This window comes from Leptolyngbya sp. AN02str (assembly GCF_050565595.1).
GTDB lineage: Bacteria > Cyanobacteriota > Cyanobacteriia > Elainellales > Elainellaceae > Kaiparowitsia.
In genome coordinates, this window is record NZ_JBNXVR010000001.1 from 236,769 (window position 1) to 253,618 (window position 16,850).

At 55.8% G+C, this 16,850-nt stretch carries 14 protein-coding genes; 2 read left to right on the forward strand and 12 right to left on the reverse strand.

Going from position 1 to position 16,850, the window contains the following annotated elements; genetic code table 11:
* Window positions 1-10: 10 nt before the first annotated feature.
* Together ACQ4M4_RS01005 and ACQ4M4_RS01010 are read right to left on the reverse strand one after the other, a co-directional pair.
* On the reverse strand, window positions 11-1,426 hold the full coding sequence (locus ACQ4M4_RS01005; RefSeq protein ID WP_430682579.1) for a (Fe-S)-binding protein: 1,416 nt from the start codon (window positions 1,424-1,426) through the stop codon (window positions 11-13).
* A gap of 33 nt (window positions 1,427-1,459) precedes the next feature.
* Window positions 1,460-2,773 carry an FAD-binding oxidoreductase gene (locus tag ACQ4M4_RS01010; protein ID WP_430682580.1) on the reverse strand — a complete coding sequence of 438 codons (1,314 nt, stop codon included), beginning with the start codon at window positions 2,771-2,773 and terminating at the stop codon, window positions 1,460-1,462.
* A 160-nt stretch (window positions 2,774-2,933) separates the two neighbouring features.
* On the opposite strand from ACQ4M4_RS01010, the gene ACQ4M4_RS01015 reads away from it, so the two are divergent.
* Together ACQ4M4_RS01015 and ACQ4M4_RS01020 are read left to right on the forward strand one after the other, a co-directional pair.
* The gene (locus ACQ4M4_RS01015) at window positions 2,934-3,818 is read left to right on the forward strand and encodes an LPS biosynthesis glycosyltransferase (RefSeq protein WP_430682581.1); all 885 of its coding nucleotides are present in this window, start codon (window positions 2,934-2,936) and stop codon (window positions 3,816-3,818) included.
* A 295-nt stretch (window positions 3,819-4,113) separates the two neighbouring features.
* Window positions 4,114-4,413 (forward strand): hypothetical protein, encoded by a 300-nt coding sequence (locus ACQ4M4_RS01020; RefSeq protein WP_430682582.1) that lies wholly within the window; start codon window positions 4,114-4,116, stop codon window positions 4,411-4,413.
* A gap of 27 nt (window positions 4,414-4,440) precedes the next feature.
* Here the strand turns inward: ACQ4M4_RS01020 and ACQ4M4_RS01025 are convergent, their stop codons facing one another.
* The 10 genes from ACQ4M4_RS01025 to ACQ4M4_RS01070 form a co-directional block, all read right to left on the reverse strand.
* On the reverse strand, window positions 4,441-5,727 hold the full coding sequence (locus ACQ4M4_RS01025) for an MSMEG_0569 family flavin-dependent oxidoreductase (protein WP_430682583.1): 1,287 nt from the start codon (window positions 5,725-5,727) through the stop codon (window positions 4,441-4,443).
* A gap of 233 nt (window positions 5,728-5,960) precedes the next feature.
* On the reverse strand, window positions 5,961-6,416 hold the full coding sequence (locus ACQ4M4_RS01030; protein ID WP_430682584.1) for an SRPBCC family protein: 456 nt from the start codon (window positions 6,414-6,416) through the stop codon (window positions 5,961-5,963).
* A gap of 96 nt (window positions 6,417-6,512) precedes the next feature.
* A complete protein-coding gene (locus ACQ4M4_RS01035) occupies window positions 6,513-6,806 on the reverse strand; it encodes a four helix bundle protein (protein WP_430682585.1) in 294 nt (97 codons plus the stop codon).
* Between the two features lie 63 nt (window positions 6,807-6,869).
* Window positions 6,870-8,339, reverse strand: coding sequence for a 9,9'-di-cis-zeta-carotene desaturase (gene zds / locus ACQ4M4_RS01040; RefSeq protein ID WP_430682586.1), 1,470 nt, complete (start codon window positions 8,337-8,339; stop codon window positions 6,870-6,872).
* A gap of 112 nt (window positions 8,340-8,451) precedes the next feature.
* A complete protein-coding gene (locus ACQ4M4_RS01045) occupies window positions 8,452-8,934 on the reverse strand; it encodes a glutathione peroxidase (protein ID WP_430682587.1) in 483 nt (160 codons plus the stop codon).
* Between the two features lie 119 nt (window positions 8,935-9,053).
* Window positions 9,054-9,632 carry a DNA-3-methyladenine glycosylase I gene (locus tag ACQ4M4_RS01050; protein ID WP_430682588.1) on the reverse strand — a complete coding sequence of 193 codons (579 nt, stop codon included), beginning with the start codon at window positions 9,630-9,632 and terminating at the stop codon, window positions 9,054-9,056.
* A gap of 237 nt (window positions 9,633-9,869) precedes the next feature.
* Complete coding sequence (locus ACQ4M4_RS01055) at window positions 9,870-11,591, reverse strand: L-lactate permease (RefSeq protein ID WP_430682589.1); 1,722 nt, start codon at window positions 11,589-11,591, stop codon at window positions 9,870-9,872.
* A 108-nt stretch (window positions 11,592-11,699) separates the two neighbouring features.
* Window positions 11,700-14,219, reverse strand: coding sequence for an alpha/beta hydrolase (locus ACQ4M4_RS01060; RefSeq protein ID WP_430682590.1), 2,520 nt, complete (start codon window positions 14,217-14,219; stop codon window positions 11,700-11,702).
* 119 nt (window positions 14,220-14,338) lie between these two features.
* Window positions 14,339-15,427 carry an SAM-dependent methyltransferase gene (locus ACQ4M4_RS01065; RefSeq protein WP_430682591.1) on the reverse strand — a complete coding sequence of 363 codons (1,089 nt, stop codon included), beginning with the start codon at window positions 15,425-15,427 and terminating at the stop codon, window positions 14,339-14,341.
* A gap of 21 nt (window positions 15,428-15,448) precedes the next feature.
* Window positions 15,449-16,849 (reverse strand): TldD/PmbA family protein, encoded by a 1,401-nt coding sequence (locus tag ACQ4M4_RS01070; protein ID WP_430682592.1) that lies wholly within the window; start codon window positions 16,847-16,849, stop codon window positions 15,449-15,451.
* Window position 16,850: the final 1 nt, after the last annotated feature.

The following is a 16,850-nucleotide window of genomic DNA, read 5'->3' on the forward strand; positions in this document are numbered from 1 at the left end:
TAGGCAATCGTTAGTTGAATGCAGCCTGCTGATGAGCCTGCTGCGCGATCGCATCCTGAAGCGCTATGCCTCGGTGCGAGTAGTCAAGCAGCTGCATGGGATGCAATACGGGAACCACTTTGCCCTGCCGCTCCAAGTGCTTACTGATTTGCACAAAACAGCCAATGTTGGCAGAGGCAATCACCGTGGCTCCGGTATTCAGCAGATTGGTCACCTTCTGTTGGCCCAACTCATCCGAAACCTCTGGTTGCAGAATGTTGTAGACGCCTGCACTGCCACAGCACAGGGCCGCATCGATGGGCTCCCGCAGCTGCACTCCAGGAATTTTCCGCAATAGTTGGCGCGGCTGTAGGCTAATTTTTTGGCCATGCAGCATGTGGCACGCATCCTGATACACCAGGGTGAGCGGTTCATCTTGCAACGGATGTAGAGGAGCCGTCAAGCCAACTTCAGCCAAAAATTCCTGCACATCCCTCACCTTCTTCACAAAGGCGATCGCCCGCTCCTGGTATTGCGGATCATCCTTCAGCAGCTCACCATATTCCTTTAGCGTGTGGCCGCAACCAGAGGCATTGATCAGCACGTAGTCCACATCAGCTCGCTCAAACGTGTCAATCATTTGCCGAGCCAAAGTTTGCGCCTGGGCCTCTTGGCCCTGGTGGTGGGGCAAGGCACCGCAACAGCCCTGCACAGGGGGAATAATCACTTCGCAGCCATTGGCCGACAGCACCCGCGCCGTGGCGGCATTCACCTCGGGATTAAACAATCGCTGCACACAGCCCAAAATCATGCCCACCCGATAGCGCTGCGGGCCTTGCGCTGGAATCCGCTCACCCAAGTCATCGCGAAAGGCTTGGGAAGAGAGCCGGGGCAGCAACGATTCCATGGCCGCCAACTGGGGCGAAATTTGCTTGAGAAAGCCGAGCGATCGCACCATTCGCTGCAAGCCCGAACTCTGGTATACGCCCAACGGTCGCAACAGAGCCCGCATCCGGTTGGGATAGGGAAAGACCGAGAAAATGAGTTTTCGTAGCAGTCGATCGGGGAGCGATCGCGCATAATTCCGCTCGATTTGCGGACGCGTTGCTTCAATCAATCGGTTGTACTGCACACCCGATGGGCACGTGGTGACGCAGGCATAGCACCCCAAGCAAGAGTCAAAATGCTGCACGGTTGAGGTGGCCAGTGGTGCGTCTCCTTCGTTGATCGCGTCCATGAGATAGATGCGGCCTCGTGGCGAATCCATTTCCGTTCCCATCACGCGGTAGCTAGGGCACGTTGCCAAGCAAAACCCACAGTGCACACAGGTATCAATCAGCTTGGGATCGGGAGGATGATCGGCATCGAATCCAGTTCCTCCCTGGGTGCTGCCCGCCAGAGATGAAAGGATGGGAAGATTGCTGGAAGGCTCGGTGGTTTGCGTCATCGGACTCAACAATAATGGGGTGAAATCTTGGGGTTAAATACCCGGCAAAAAGCGGCCAGGGCTGAGAATGCCCTTGGGGTCGAACTGTTGCTTGAGGCGTTGCATGATGGGAAGCGCGTTGCCAGAATAGCCCCACATATCCACTTGTTGCTTAAGGGCGGGCGGCGCTTGTAGCACCGTTAAAAATCCGGAATGCGCTTCACAAAGCTGTCGCAAGCTTGCCAACAGTTCAGGGGTAGCCAGATCAGAGCTGAGGCACAGTCGGCCCAGCCCAACCCCCGCATGCACTTGCCCCAGTTGAAGTGGAGCGAGCGCGTTCAGCTTGTCTAGCACTGACACCGCGTTAGAAGGGACTACTCCTATTTTGCAAGTTACAACCGCTTCAGTGAGGGAACCGTCCCATAATTCTTGTAATTGCTGCCATAGAGTTTGGTCATCGGCTTCGGTCAAGCTTTGCCCAGAGATACCCAACGCTTTCCCCCATTCCACCAGCTGTTGCGACTGAGCTTCGATGCTGATGGGAATGCTTTGAAACCGCACCGCTAGGCCCAACTGATTGCCAAATCCCAATGTTTTCAGGGTGGAGCTAGAGAGCAAGTCTACTTGCGTGGGCGCCAGCGCAGAGGCCAGCAAAGTTTGGGTGAGTCGGGCGATCGCATCCACATCCCCCTGCAACACCACCGACTGCGACGCTTCTGGTTGGGGATACACCCGAAACGTAAGCTGTGACAAAATTCCCAGCGTTCCCCACGATCCTGTAAACAGCTTCATCAGGTCATAGCCGGCGACATTTTTCACCACACGGCCACCCGCTTTTGCCACTTGGCCATCGGCCCGCACCACCGACAGACCAATCAACACATCGCGCACGCCGCCGTAGCGATGGCGAAGGGAACCTGCATCAGCTGTGGCCACCATACCACCGAGCGTTGCAGTCGATGCGGCTATTGGGTTCAGCGTCAAAAACTGGTTATGTTGCGCCAAAATGCGCTGCACATCTGCCAGAGCGATTCCCGCTTCGGCTGTGAGAGTCATATCCCCCACAGCGTGGTCAATCAGGCGATTTAACCGTGCAGTACTCACCACCACATCGACCGATTGGGCCAAGCCGCCCCACGCCAGCTTGGAGCCACCACCGCAGGGCAACACTCGCCAGCCTTCGCGGTTGGCACAGGTCAACACTTCTGCCAGTTGGTCAACGGTGGAGGGATACACGAAAGTCGGCCATTTCGTAGCAGGAGCTACGGCTTGAGACAGTCGGGTTTGCCAGTCTGAGGCGAGACGCTCCCATGGGTATATGGCATCGGCGTTAACTATCGTCTCTAGTGTTGATGCGATCGCAGTCATGCCCTTCTACGCTTGAATTGAGTCTTCTATTCTCAGAGTACGTTAGTCCTGCCTCGGAATGATTTTCTGGGTGTAAAGCATCCTCAAAACAGTCCTGATTGGGAATCAGCACTAGAGTACAAGGTTGTGGATCTTGCCTGGATCCAAAATGGATATGAGAATGAGTGATTCTGCTCTATCGCCCCAGTTAATACGCCCGTTGGCCATGCCGACGGGCGTAAAGGTATCGCTTCGGCAAGGGGTGGGACAAGCGTTTGTCATTGCCTATCGAGAATCGACCCATCGCCTAGAAGCGCAGTTGGCCCAGCAAGGGCTTACCTATCAAGTGTTGCGTCAGTTCGATGTGCCCGAATTGGAAGGAGCCGCTGCCATTTATCGCTGCATGGTGAACCACAGCCAAGCCTGGAAACAGGCAGCGATCGCCCCAACTCCTAGCTTGATTATGGAAGCAGACTTTGTGCCAGTGGTGGACATGGCGAATTTGCCCATTCCGTTTGATGTCCGGCAGGCGAATGTTGGCTTGGGCTGGCTGTATACCTGCGCTCCCCAGATTTACAGCGTATCGCCTCACGGCTTTGCAGAAGGATTTTCCACATCGTTAGTGGCCTATGTGATTACGCCTCAAGGCGCGGCTCATCTATGCAGCTTAGTGGACTGGGTAACGGCCCAGTATGGCAAAGGCTACTCCACCTTCGATTCCACAATTGACCGTTTTTTGCGCGATCGCGGCCTGCAAAATTATGTGGCATTTCGCAACTATGGCGAACATGGCGGCATCCCCAATCCCGAACATCGCCGCCATGGATTTAGCGGTATCCATCGGGCAGATGTGCTGTACGGTCCGCTCACCTTTTGTCCCACCTATGCGGGAACAGGGATCTGGGCACCCTGGCGATACGGGTTGGCTCGCCTCCACGCCAAAGCAAAGGGCTTAGGAAGGCTCGTTTGTGGTCGCTTTGTTCGACCTCACGTGCTGCAAACTACCCGCCATCCGTGGCTGATGATCCAGTTTGCGATCGCCCGCCAGTTCACGCTTCGACTGTAGGCCCTTCGGTCTCGATCTTGCTGAACTGGGACAGGTCAAGCAGCTGCAAGGCAGTTGCAAGTCCGCTCTCAATTTTCGATTTCTGATTTCCGATTCCCTACTCCCCACTCCCCACTCCCTACTCCCTACTCCCTCCAAAAATAAACCCGGCTCAAAGCAAAGGCCAATCGCTATAGTGGAGTGCGTGAACAAATTGGCAGGTTGGGTAGTCTACAGAGTAGCGGCTAAATTTTTCCCGATTTGCCATCGCTGCGGCCGCTTGTTTTTTTACAGAGCCAAGTTGAGGATCGAACCTGTGCTAGAGACCCGTATTCGTCATCGCAAACAGTCGAATGTGCATTCCCGACGTACTGAAGCACAGGCGATCGCCGCACGAGCCGATATGTTTTCGGCCCGCAACCTCGACTTGGTTTCGTTAGCGGTGTGCTCCTGTGTGCTGACACTGCTGTGCCATTCTGTCACCAACTTGCCTCAGGCCAGCACCAGCCTCAACAGCAAACCCGCCAGCCAAACAGGCTCTGCTTCTAGCGGCGGTAGCATCTTCTCCGCTTTCACCGTCCCCTCTTCTAGACCCCAGCTCAAAGAAGAAGAATAACTCCAGCCTCAGAGTAGGCCAAGCTTCTTAAGAGCCCAACAAGAACTCATTCACAACGCTCCAGGCGTTGGAGTGAGTTGTTTTTTGGCGAGCGGCAATGTAATCCGACAGGTAGCTGGCATCACGGGCAATTCCCGAAAATCGGCCCGAACCCCAGGTATACAGCCAAGGTAATCCTAGGAAGTATAAACCCCGCACCGTTGTAACGCCGCGTTCGTGCCCCGGATAGCCCTTGCCGTCAAACACCGGAACCTCCACCCAACTAAAGTCGGCTTGATAGCCTGTACACCACACTACCGCCGCAATGTTGGCCTCGGTCATGTTGAGCGATCGCACCTCTTCCTGGGGCTCCCACACAGGCTGATAGGGTGGCTCCATGGGTGCATCAATGCCACGGCGCTCAATGTACTGGTCAATGCTTTTCTTGATGCTTTCGGCGACGGCATCCGCCTGGTCAAGGTTGTGCTTCAAATTGTCAGCAAACCAGAGCGTACCATCGTCATCAATATCTTTAAGATGGCCGTGGAGCTGCATGCCTTCCAGGGCAAACTGCCGCAGGTCAATCTCTTTGCCACCATCGCGCCCGGTAACGTAGTGATTGGCCTTGGTGCGCACCTTTTCTTTTTGGGGATGCTCATCGATCGACAGGTCGTAGTAGCCCATTTGGTCGAGCCAATCCACCACGTCCTTGCCTCGGTAGCGACGGGGCGATCGCGGTGCACTTCCCACACATAGGTGAACTTGTCGGCCCTCGCGATGCAAGTCTTCCGCAATTTGGCAGCCCGATTGGCCCGTCCCCACCACCATCACGGCTCCTTCCGGTAGGGATTGGGAATTTCGGTACTCCGATGAATGGATTTGCCCGATAGATTTGGACAACCGCGCTGATAAATTGGGAATTTTGGGCAAATGGTAGCCACCCACTGCAATCACTACCTGATCTGCCGTAACGTCTCCCATCGATGTGGTCAACTCAAACACACCCATCGAATCATTCTTGCGCAGACTCGACACCTCAACCCCCTCATACACGGGCGGTTCAAACGAAGCGGCGTAGGTTTTGATGTATTCCACAATCTCGTCTTTTTGCATGAACCCGTGAGGGTCGCTGCCGGGATAGGGGAACCCCGGAAGCTGGCACTGCCAGTTGGGCGTGACCAGACAAAATGAATCCCACCGCTTGTTCTGCCATGAGTGGCCAATCTCGTGCTTTTCAAACACGATGTGGTCAAAGCCCCGCTCTTTGAGGCAGTAGCTCATGGACAAACCTGCTTGTCCGCCGCCTACAATTGCAACGGAATAATGCTTTTTCATGGGGTCGCTCGGTGAAGGTTGCAATGCATCGCTATGAAGGCATCGTGGAACGCGATCGCCCCATTTACGAATGAACCAGGGCGAAGCACGGCTCCTGATATGCACCATAGGTTTTGCAACCGGGCCACACCGTATTGCGAGATACAAAAGTACAAAGTCTGACGCTTCTGGCAGGAGATCGCCCTCATCAATCGCCTGCCCAATGGAATCAGCCCATGCACCTATCCAAATCGTTAGGCATCGCCCGATGACTTTGCCACCACCGCATACTGCCGAAATCGCTCCAGATCCGCCATCAGCGTCGATTCCACAATGCGACCCAAAATGGGATTGTCCATAATCCGCGCCAAAATGCCTGGAATGCCATAGCCAACGGTCATTTTCACAATCGAGCGATCGCCCCCTCGGTCATAGAAACGAATTGCCCCCCGATTGGGCAACCCATCCACCGACTCCCACTGAATGATTTGGTGATGCACGATTTTGACAATGCGCGATCGCCAGCGAAACTCAAACCCACCCGACGCCAGCTTCCACTCCGACAATTCTGGATTCTCTGGCAGCACCCTCACCGAATCAATCCACTTCATCCACTGAGGCATCTGCTCCAAATCCGACCAGAGTGACCACACCACATCAATTGGCGCATCGATTTCGATTTGGACTGTATGTTCGAGCCAGTTTGTCATAGGGAGGGGCTAGGAGTTAGGGGATAGGAAATTTGGATTTGAGAGCTTTTTGGAGGCCACGGATGATTTTGCCCAGTTCGTTAAGGTGATCGAGGGTTAGGATCGCTTGGACATCGTCGATATAGGCAGGCGTTTTGCCAGGAGGAGTTGAGTTTCAAGTTCAACTAAGGAGCCCAAAGCCACAGAGACGTAGAACAGACACTCTTTTGTGGAACTTTTGGCATGGCCTTCAGCAAGATTAAATGGCATGGAGACAGCCGCTCGCTGCATCTGACTCATCAATCCATAGCGCTCGCAATCAGGAACCTGAAAGGTGATTCGATCAATTTTCTCAGCAACATCCACTCCCACCTGCCAAGCCTTCAACTCCCGAAAGCTATGTATTCCCAACCATATCCTCCCAACTCAGTTCTAGCCCCTAAATCCTAGCTCCTAGCCTCTAAATCCTGCTCTCTAATAACGGAACAGACCTTCTCCCACCACTTGATATCCTGTCGGTTCCAAGATTCTGGCGGCGGCTTGTTTGCCGGAGATGGTGGCCCCTTCCATGCTGTCGATGTAGTCTTGGGCGGTGTAGCTACCCGCGAGGAAGAAGTTGGGGACGGGGGTTTTTTGGGGTGGGCGGTAGGGATCCATGCCGGGTTGTTCACGGTAGAGGGATTGGGCCAGCTTCACCACGTTGAACCAGGTCATGTTGAGGTCGCGGGAGGAGGGGAAGAGGTCGTGGATTTGCTTGAGGGCGTGCTGGGCAATGTCTTCGTTACTCATTTTAATGAAGGGGTCGCCGGGGGTGAGCACCACCTGCATCAACGAACCCTGGCCTTCGCGGTAGTAGTCTTTGGGGCTGGAGAGGGCGAGGTCAGAGAAGCAGGAGAAGTCTGCGTCAGCACTATAAAGCAGGTTATCAATCCCGGCAGCTTTGCCAAGTTGCGTGCGGGCGGCATCATCGTTTAGCTCGGTCACCCAACCATCAAACCGCAGCTGTACGGTGGCAACGGGCACCGCTTCCAGCTTGTAAATGTTGTCGAATTCGGGCCATTTGCGCCATTCCTGGGGCAAGAGGCGCTGCACACCGGGCACGTCGCAGGCCACAAGGTAAACATCGGCGGTGATGGTTTCTTCGGTTTCACCGTTGGCGACCACAATGCCCGTCACAGTGGTGGAGCCGCCTTCGTCCTGGAACTCGATGCGGCGAGTTTGGCGACGGGTGTGGACTTTGGCACCCTTGGCCTCAATGTAATTGATGATGGGCTTGAGCAGGTATTCTGCGGGGGAACCTGCCAACAGGTTTAGGCGCGAGGCTTCGGTTTTGGCGGCAAACATCATGAAGATGGTGAGCATGCACCGAGCGGATATGTTTTCCGTGTCGATGAAGCCAAGAGCCAGGGCGATCGGGTCCCACATGCGCTTGAGGCTATTTTGCGAGCCGCCGTGGCTGCGGAACCAGTCGGCAAAGCTAATGCCATCCAAATCGCGAATCAGCTTCATGGCAAAGTCGTAGTTCACCAAACCGGGAACAATGGGACTGGTGCCGAGGGCGATCGCATTTTGCAACTTGTCCTGTAGGGTGAGCTGGCCCGTGGTGAAGAAGGCCTTGAGGCCGTGGAAGGGAGCGCCTACCAGGAAACGGAAATCAAGAGCACCCACATCGCCACCGCGATTGATGAAGGTGTGAACATGCTCTTTGGGCAGCAGGTTTTCGTAAGCGCCTACCTTTTTCATCAGAGCAAACAGGTTGGCATAGTTATTGAAAAACACATGCAGCCCCATTTCAATGTGGTTGCCGTTGGCATCCACCCAGCTGCCCACCTTGCCGCCCACAAAGGGACGCGACTCAAAGATTTCGACCTCGTGGCCTGCATCCACCAACTCAACGGCTGCGGCCAAACCTGCCAAACCCGCACCAACGATCGCGACTCGCATTCGCCCCGTCCTTTTCATTAACTTTACATATTGTAAAGGAATGGGCTACCTGCATTCACCTTGAAATCGACAAGGCGCGATCGCCAGTAGCCCAAATTCTTAACTGAGACCGTTACTTTGCCAATTCCGCTTCGATCGCCGCAATCAGCTCTGGTGAGTTAGGAGCAACGCTGCTCTTAAACCGACCAACGACTTCACCCGTCTTGCTAATCAAAAATTTCTCGAAGTTCCAGGCGACATCGCCAGCGGGAGGGGTGCTGGTAAGGCGCTGGTACAGAGGATGCTGTTCGGGGCCTTTGGCATGCACCTTGTCGAACATTTCGAAGGTTGCACCGTATTTGGTGGAGCAAAACTGCTGAATTTCTTCGTTGGTGCCGGGTTCTTGAGCGCCAAAGTCGTTGCAGGGAAAGCCCAACACGCGCAAACCTTTGTCTCCAAAGGTTTGGTTGAGCTGTTCGAGGCCGGTGTACTGCGGGGTGTAGCCACAGTAGGAGGCAACGTTGACAATAAGCAGCACGTTGCCTTTGTAATCACTCAGGCTCTTGGGTTCGCCTGTAATGGTGTTCACCGAAATATCTGAAACCGTTTGACTCATGAACCGAACGTTTGGGTTAGAGGGTACGTTTAGTAGCCTAGCGAGTTGCTGGGACAGATGCTAGTGCGCGGGATACGGGATGCTGGATTTTGGATTTGTGATTTTGGATGGGTCAGATATCAGGTGAGGTCGGTGTAGCGGAAGCAGTCGGTGGTGTGGTCGTTGACGAGTCCGCAGGCTTGCATAAAGGCATAGCAAATGGTTGGCCCGACGAACTTGCAGCCGCGCTTGAGTAAATCTTTGCTCATGGCACGAGATTCGGGCGTTTCGGCGGGAATGTCGGAGAGCGATCGCCACCCATTCACAATCGGCGCACCCTCCACGAACTGCCATACATAGGCATCCAAGGTGCCAAATTCGGCGCGGATCTCCAGTACAGATCGGGCATTCTTGACAGCGGACTGCACCTTGAGCCGATTGCGCACAATGCCAGGATTGGTCAACAGCATGGCAACTTTGTCATCGTCGTACTGCGCCACTCGTTCCACATCGAATCCGTCGAAGGCTTCTCGGTAATGTTCGCGCTTTTTGAGGATGGTAGACCAACTGAGTCCGGCTTGCGCTCCTTCCAAAATTAGGAATTCGAACAGGCGCGTGTCGTCATGCTGGGGCACACCCCATTCCAGGTCGTGATAGGCAATCTCCAATGGCTCGGGCTTCACCCAGGCACAGCGACACAGCTCAGGCTCAACTACCATAGCATCGCTCAAATTAGTACACCTGAATTATAAAAGAGTTTGCCTGGTGAGAAAGATGAGGATGCGGCGCGATCGCCCACAAACAAATGCGCACCTTGTCACACCGCACTTCTGATCTTCCCCCAAATAGACGACAGATGACGCAGGGCTGCTACAGGTCCTGATGGTCCACCATTGGGAGCAGGGCTGGGGATGAGAGCCACGGTAAGCATGGGGATAGCCTTAATTCCCCAGTTGCTACAGTAGCAAGAGTCCCAAAATGCCTGCCAATCCGATGTAGTACAACGACGGAATCAGCAATAGCCGAATCAGCAGCCCCTCTCGCCCCATCAGCCCAACCGTCGCTGCCGCCGCCACAATATTTGACACGCACACCATATTGCCCGCCGACGCACCCACACATTGCAACGCCAAAATTAGCGGCGTTGACTGCTGCAACTGACTGGCCACACCAAACTGAAACAGCGAAAACATCATATTGCTAACAGTGACGCTGCCTGCGACAAATGCACCCAGTAGCCCCACAACCGGAGCCACCAGTGCCCAAAATTGCCCCGCGATCGCTGCCATGCCATCCGCCAACGTCAAAGGCATACTGGCAAGGCCAATGGCATTGGTGCCCGAATTAATGAACACCCGCGCCAGCAGCACCGCCGCCCCCAGCGCGACAGTTACCTGACGAATAACAGGCAAGGCATCGCCCAAGGCCCGTTGCATATCCGATGGTTTGATCCGATGCAAGCCGTAGGTGATGGCAACAACGATTAACAGAATGGTGGGTGGCAGGTATAGCGGCTGAGTGGTCGCGGTAAGGGTGGTTCCCAAAATGTTGGGCCAACTGATCTGGAGCGATCGCAAGATTGTTTTGACCGGAAGCACCACCCGCGAAATGACCAACAATACCCCCACCAGCACATAGGGCAACCAGGCCATCGCCGGACTCATGGCAGTTTGTATCGGCGACAGCGACAGCACTTGACTCCCCGACCAAATGTCTTTCCACTGCTCGCGTGGGGGAAAATCCCATGATTGGCGGGGTATGAGCCAACCCCGTTTGGCCACGGGCACAACGATGGCTAGCCCCACGAGACCACCTATCAACGTGGGAAACTCTGGCCCCAGAACGTGAGCCGTGATGGTATAGGGCACTGTGAAGGCCAACCCAGCAAACAGCGCAAACTTCCAGGCGGCCAACCCCTCCCAGGGCGATCGCAGCTCACCAAATAGGGCTGTCATCATCGCCACCAGGATCAGCGGCAAAAAAGTCCCCACCACGCCATGCACAATCGAGGCCGTTACCCCAATCTGATAAAGATATTCCCCATAGCTCAGCCCTAGCTGTTCAATCTCCTGTTCCACCGCAGCGACTCCGCTCAATCCGGCATCAATGCCCACCACAATGGGAGTGCCCACCGCGCCAAACGTGGAAGGTGTACTTTGAATAATCAGCGCTGCAATCACAGCGGCCATTGCCGGAAATCCAATCGCCACCAGCAGTGGCACACACATGACCGCTGGCGTCCCAAAGCCCGACGCCCCTTCAATAAAGCTGCCAAATAGCCACGCAATGATGATGACTTGCACCCGGCGATCGCTCGACACCGATAGCAAGCTTTGGCGAATCACTTGCAAAGCACCGGAGGCTTGCAGCGTGTTCAGCAGCAAAATGGCTCCAAACACGATGTAGAGGATTTCGGCTGAAATGACTAATCCCTGAATGGAGGCAGCAGCGACCCAATTCCAGGGCACCCGCCACACCAGCAGAGCGATCGCCACCGTCACCCCAAAGGCAATGGGCATCGTACGGCTTGCAGGCAAGCGTACCCCAACCAACAGCAACAGCACCGTCAGAATAGGCAGAATGGCGACACCCGCAGCGACTCCAATCGGCATGATGAATCCAGGAATGGTGGTTTGCAATTCGCGAATGACGAGCAGCCCCAGGCTCAGCCTCGTCACTCCATTTAGAACCTTACCCTATGCGCTTCGCAGGTTACTCGCTGTATAGAGAAAAACGATAGGGGTCATTCCTCCCATGCCTCAAGGGTGCCTCAAGGGTTGATCGCGCTACCGAAAACAAAAGTCGAGCGTGGTGAGCGCATCTCCCGAAAAGTTGCTGAGCCATTCGCGCCGCGTGTCTAAGGCGGTCTCGCTGCGCAGGAAACGGTTGACAGTATTGCGCCATGCCGAATCTCCTGACGGCAGCACCAAACCGTAAAAGTCACAGCTCAGCGGCTGAGACGGCACCAGGGTTAACGTTTGGGCGGCCGCATCTTGACGAGCCAGCTCGCCTAACAGGAGCAAGCCGTCATTGGCAAAGGTGTCGATTGTCCCGTCTGTCACGGCCTGCACCCCATTCTGGGTGACCCCCTCTCCAGCAAAAGGTACCACAGTCGAACGGGGATAGCGATCGCGCACCAGTTCCTCTACCCGACTCCGTTCTGGCACTCCCGTTTTCACACCCGCCAACCCGTTCGCCAAGTCAGAGAGGTTGATGCGCGATCGCGCCGCATCCGTCACCAAAAACTGGGTTCCCGTCACCATAAACGGCTCAGAGAAGGTGACAGTCGTAGCGCCAGTTTGAATTGAATTTGGGCCACATTCCATATGCACCGCGCCACTTTGCACCAGCTCGAATGGGTTCTCAGAAGACGACGGAAGCCGAATCACATCCACCCCCAGGGGGCGATCGCTACTGGCAGGCAGCGATCGCGCCAACTCGCTCGCCAACTGATTCGCCAGGTCAAAGCAGTAGCCCGCCCAGCGACCTTCGGCATCGATGTAGCCCAACGGAGCCGCATCGGTGCGAATCCCCACCCGCAGCAGGCCGGTCTGTTGAATGTCGTCTAGCACGCGATCCGGACGTTGGGCGATCGCCTCGGCTTGCATTTGCTCTGCTCCGGGTGGAATGCCACCATAGGCCGGGGCCAACTGCTCCGGTGTCAGGGATTGGATGACGTAAATTGGCATCTCGGGCTGACTGATGGCCTGAGCATAGGACGAGGTGAGATAGGGCAAATACTCCGACGTTTCGGAATTGCCGCTCAGGTAGGTTTTGAAGAAGGCGACGCTGAGGGCGCGCTGGTAGCGACGGCCAATCGTCGCATCGGGGCCTCGTAACGGTGGCGGAATCATGGCCACGTTGCTGGGGCTGCTGGTAGAAAAGTGCGTGCCGGGAACCATCAGCGCCAGGTATTTGTGGGGCGATCGCAACCACGAAAACATCGGGATTTGCTCATACACCGCCGGGGCCAACAGGTCGTGGCTTCCCGCCAAAATCAGCATGGGAATTTGAATATCTCCCATACCAGAAGGGCCAAACAGCGTTGCGCCCATGGGGTACTGGGGAAATGCTGCCTTAATGCGGGGATCGGCAAAGTTGTAATCTGTCGGCGGCAGAAACCGGGCGTGGCATTGCAGCAAAAACGCCGGATTGAACTGAGTTAACCCCTGGCTACACTGAGGGGCTAAGCGGGATGGAGAAAAACTGGCACCCGCCGCCGTCACCGACGTGAGCCCACCAAAGGAAGCGCCCATCACGCCCACGTTTTGCAGATCCAGACGATTGGCCCAGTCGGGATCAGATGCCGCCAACTGCTCAAATTCATCCAGCATATAGATGATGTCGAGCTGGCGACTGGCGTACTCAATCGGGCTCATAATGTCGCCCGATCGCCCCTGCAAAAAGCCACTGCGGAAGGTGTCTGTGGTGCCAACATGCTCTGGCACCAGCACGGCAAATCCGTGAGAGGTGAGATGCTCCGCCACGGTTTGGCCATCCGTCAGCCGTCCCCCAAATCCATGGGAAAACACCACCACGGGCACCGGACCGCTCACACCTTCGGGAACATAGGCATCGACTCGTAAGGGATAGCGATTGGCTAACCCTTGCAGCGTGGCCCGGGTGGCCTGAATGTCGAAGGTGAAGCGATCGCGCGTATAGCCATGTGGCCCCGGCTCACTCAAATCAGGCAGTTGGGCATAGTCGATCGCAGGCTCGTTAGCGGCTTCTCGCTGGGCTTCCTGCAAAATCAGGTCAATGGCTACATCGCGCGACACCAGCGTAGTAGATAGCTCCCGTGCCACCGCCCGTAAATAGCCAATATTGAGGCGAATTTCTTCTGCGGGAAACTGTCGCATCACGTCAATTGCAGTCCATCCGTCGGGCTTGTTCGCCGCGGTAAGAATGAGCGCCGAGCGAAGGGCCGAAAACCCGTTGCGACCCGATGGCATGGTGAAGGCGTTGCCCAAACTCTGGATCACCTGCTCCACCATGGGAATGTAGGTGATGCGGGCCATGGTTTCGGCATTGACCTTGAGCGATCGCTGCAACCCCTGGCGAAATCGTAGCTGTGTCGGTTCGTTGAGCGATCGCAACACTAACCCCAACGTACCCGATGCCTGCCCCGTTTCCGCAAATGTTTCTAGCTCATCAATCGATACCGAAAGCTGAAGTGGTCCAACAAATGTGGTCAATCGTTCGGCGCTGTGGGCTGGACGCGGCGCTACTACCTCGGCAGTCAGCCCCACCGCTCCTACAAAACCGGCCGCCAGGAGACTCGACAATGCAATTCCAAGCTGTCTCATAAAATTTGCACCCATGGCGACTGTGGCCCATTTCACCCAGGACTATGCTGCAATCGGCAGCCAACATTGGGCGATCGCACCCACGGTAGCGCACATTTCCACCATTGGGATTCGGGGCTTTAGGTCTCGCAATGAATCGTTTCTGACGCATCGGCTTTGAAGATTACCAGACCAATTGAGGTGGCAGCATAATTGGCGATCGCCAGCCGCAAATGGGGCATGGAGGTGAAGCCATCTCGCGCCACATCCCACAAAAACGCATCCAGGCTGTAGGGCGGCACATCCACATACCCATCCAAAAAGCAGTCCCCCGCATCAAATGACAGGGGAATCACCCGATGGCCTTGCTGCGTTAGCTCCTGCGCCAACTGTTCCAGATCGCACTGGCGATACAGCACCGTGCCCCCTTCCACCAGCGTCTCCCCATTCGAGGACAAGTTGAATTCTGTCGTGTGAATGGCCACACCACCCGGCTTCAGCACCGCCAGCGAATGGCAAATAAACTGCAAGCCTCGCTCCAACGTACCCAAATGCTCTAACGCACAACTCGACCAGCACAGGTCAAACTGCTGGTACAAGTCTGCCGGAATCTGGTTCATATCCACCGCTCGAAACTGGCACTGCGCCTCAAACACCTCGCGAGAAACCAAGTTGGAATAGTGCAACTGAGCCAGCGATGCGGCATGTTGCTGGCTCACGCTCCAAGCAGCGGCATTGGGGTTTTCGGCATCCAGATCGGTCGCCAGCACTCGCACACCATAACGGCACAGCAGCGACGGCAACGGTTCCCGACCGCTACCAAACCCAATCGCCCACACTCCTGGACGTAGGCGATCGCTGTGGTACATCGCGTTCAAAATCCAGCCCCATTCCCACTGCTTGCGATGGAAAATCACGCGCGTTTGCAGTTGATGGCACCAATAGCGATACCAATCGGTGGTGAAATCTTGATAGCGGCACAGTCCCGCGTATAGCTGGCTAGCATCTGGTGGACTCAGAGGTTTGAGCGGAGAAGCTTGCCGTCTGTCAACTTCCGCATCTGCCTGGTAATAGGCCGAAATTTTGACATTGTGGGTGAGCAGGCTGGCGAGCTGCTCTAGCCGAGTCAGGCGATCGCTCAGGGTGGGTAACTGTCGGAGCGATCGCGCCAGGTTTCGGAGATAGCGCAGAGGTCGCTTGATTGGCTCTGGCCAAGTAGAAGGAGTCATGCCCATTGGGAACATGAGCGCTTATTCTGCGGCTTCACCGCCCACCACCACATTGCGAATCCGCAGGCTGGGGCCACCACACCCCACCGCCAGCCCACTCTGGCCGCCCTTGCCGCAGCCACCCGACTCATCCCAAAAGAAGTCGTCACCAATGGCCTCAATATCCGCCAGCGTGCTGAACACGTTACCGGACAGCGTGACATCCCGCACAGGCTCCGCCAGTTGCCCATTGCGAATCATCCAGGCTTCACCTGCTGTAAAGGTAAACATTTCCCCGTTGGTCATGCCGCCAATCCAGTTGCGCGCATACACTCCTTCGGAAATGTCGTTGCACAGGTCAGCCACGGGCGTATCGCCGCGCTCAATCCAGGTATTAGTCATGCGTACAATAGGCGGATAGTGGTAGCTGAGGCAGCGGGCATTTCCGGTGGCGGCTTCATCCATCTTGCCTGCCGTTTCCCGCGAGTGCAGTCGCCCCACCAGCACGCCATCCCGAATCAGTTGGGTGGTACTGGCGGGAACCCCCTCATCGTCATAGGCGTAGCTGCCCCGGTGTCCTTCCGGCGCGGCTCCATCAAAAATTTGTAGCTCTTTAGGGCCAAATCGTCGCCCCAGCGTCATCACCTCCATCAAATCGGGATTTTCGTAAATCATGTCCGATTCCGACAGGTGGCCAAAGGCTTCGTGCACAAACAATCCTGTCAGGATGGGATCGATGACCACGGTATAGGTATTGCCTTTGACGGGCGGCAGCGCCAGCGCATTCACGGCCCGTTGAGCCGCGCCCAGCACCACATCATCCAGGCTCACCAGGTCTTCGTAGGCTCGACGGGAACCGGTGGTTTCGCGTCCGGTTTGTACGGTTTCGCCGTTGCGGGCGGTGGCGGCAAAGCGCATTTCCATATCCACCCAGGTTTGCTCAATCAGCGTCCCTTCGGAGGTGGCCAGCAGCATGTGTTGGATACTGTCGCCATAGCGTACCGATGTGGTGGTGATGCGATCGTCCAGGCTTTGCAAAATTTCGGCATAGCGACCACACAGCTGCTTCTTGTCCGCCAGGGATATGTGGCGTGGGTCGGTTCCCGTCAGCAAAAGTTGGCACGAATCTTGCAGGATAGGAACGGGAGCCAGGATGGTTTCTTCGTCGCCTACCATGCGAGCAGCGGCGATCGCCTCTTCTAATCGTCGCTCCAGGCTATCCAGCCGATTAAAGCTGGCAAATCCCCAGCCGCCTTTGAAGCAGGCCCGCACCTGCCCACCCATGGAAATGCCTTCGCTCATGGTTTCCACCTTGCCGCCTCGCAGCAAGATGTCGGTGCCTTCTGCCTCCTCTAACCGAATCGACAGGAAATCGACCCGGTGCTTGTAGCGATCGATCAGCTCAGTGAGGCGGGTTTTAGTATCCGCAAGGGTGGCAACCATA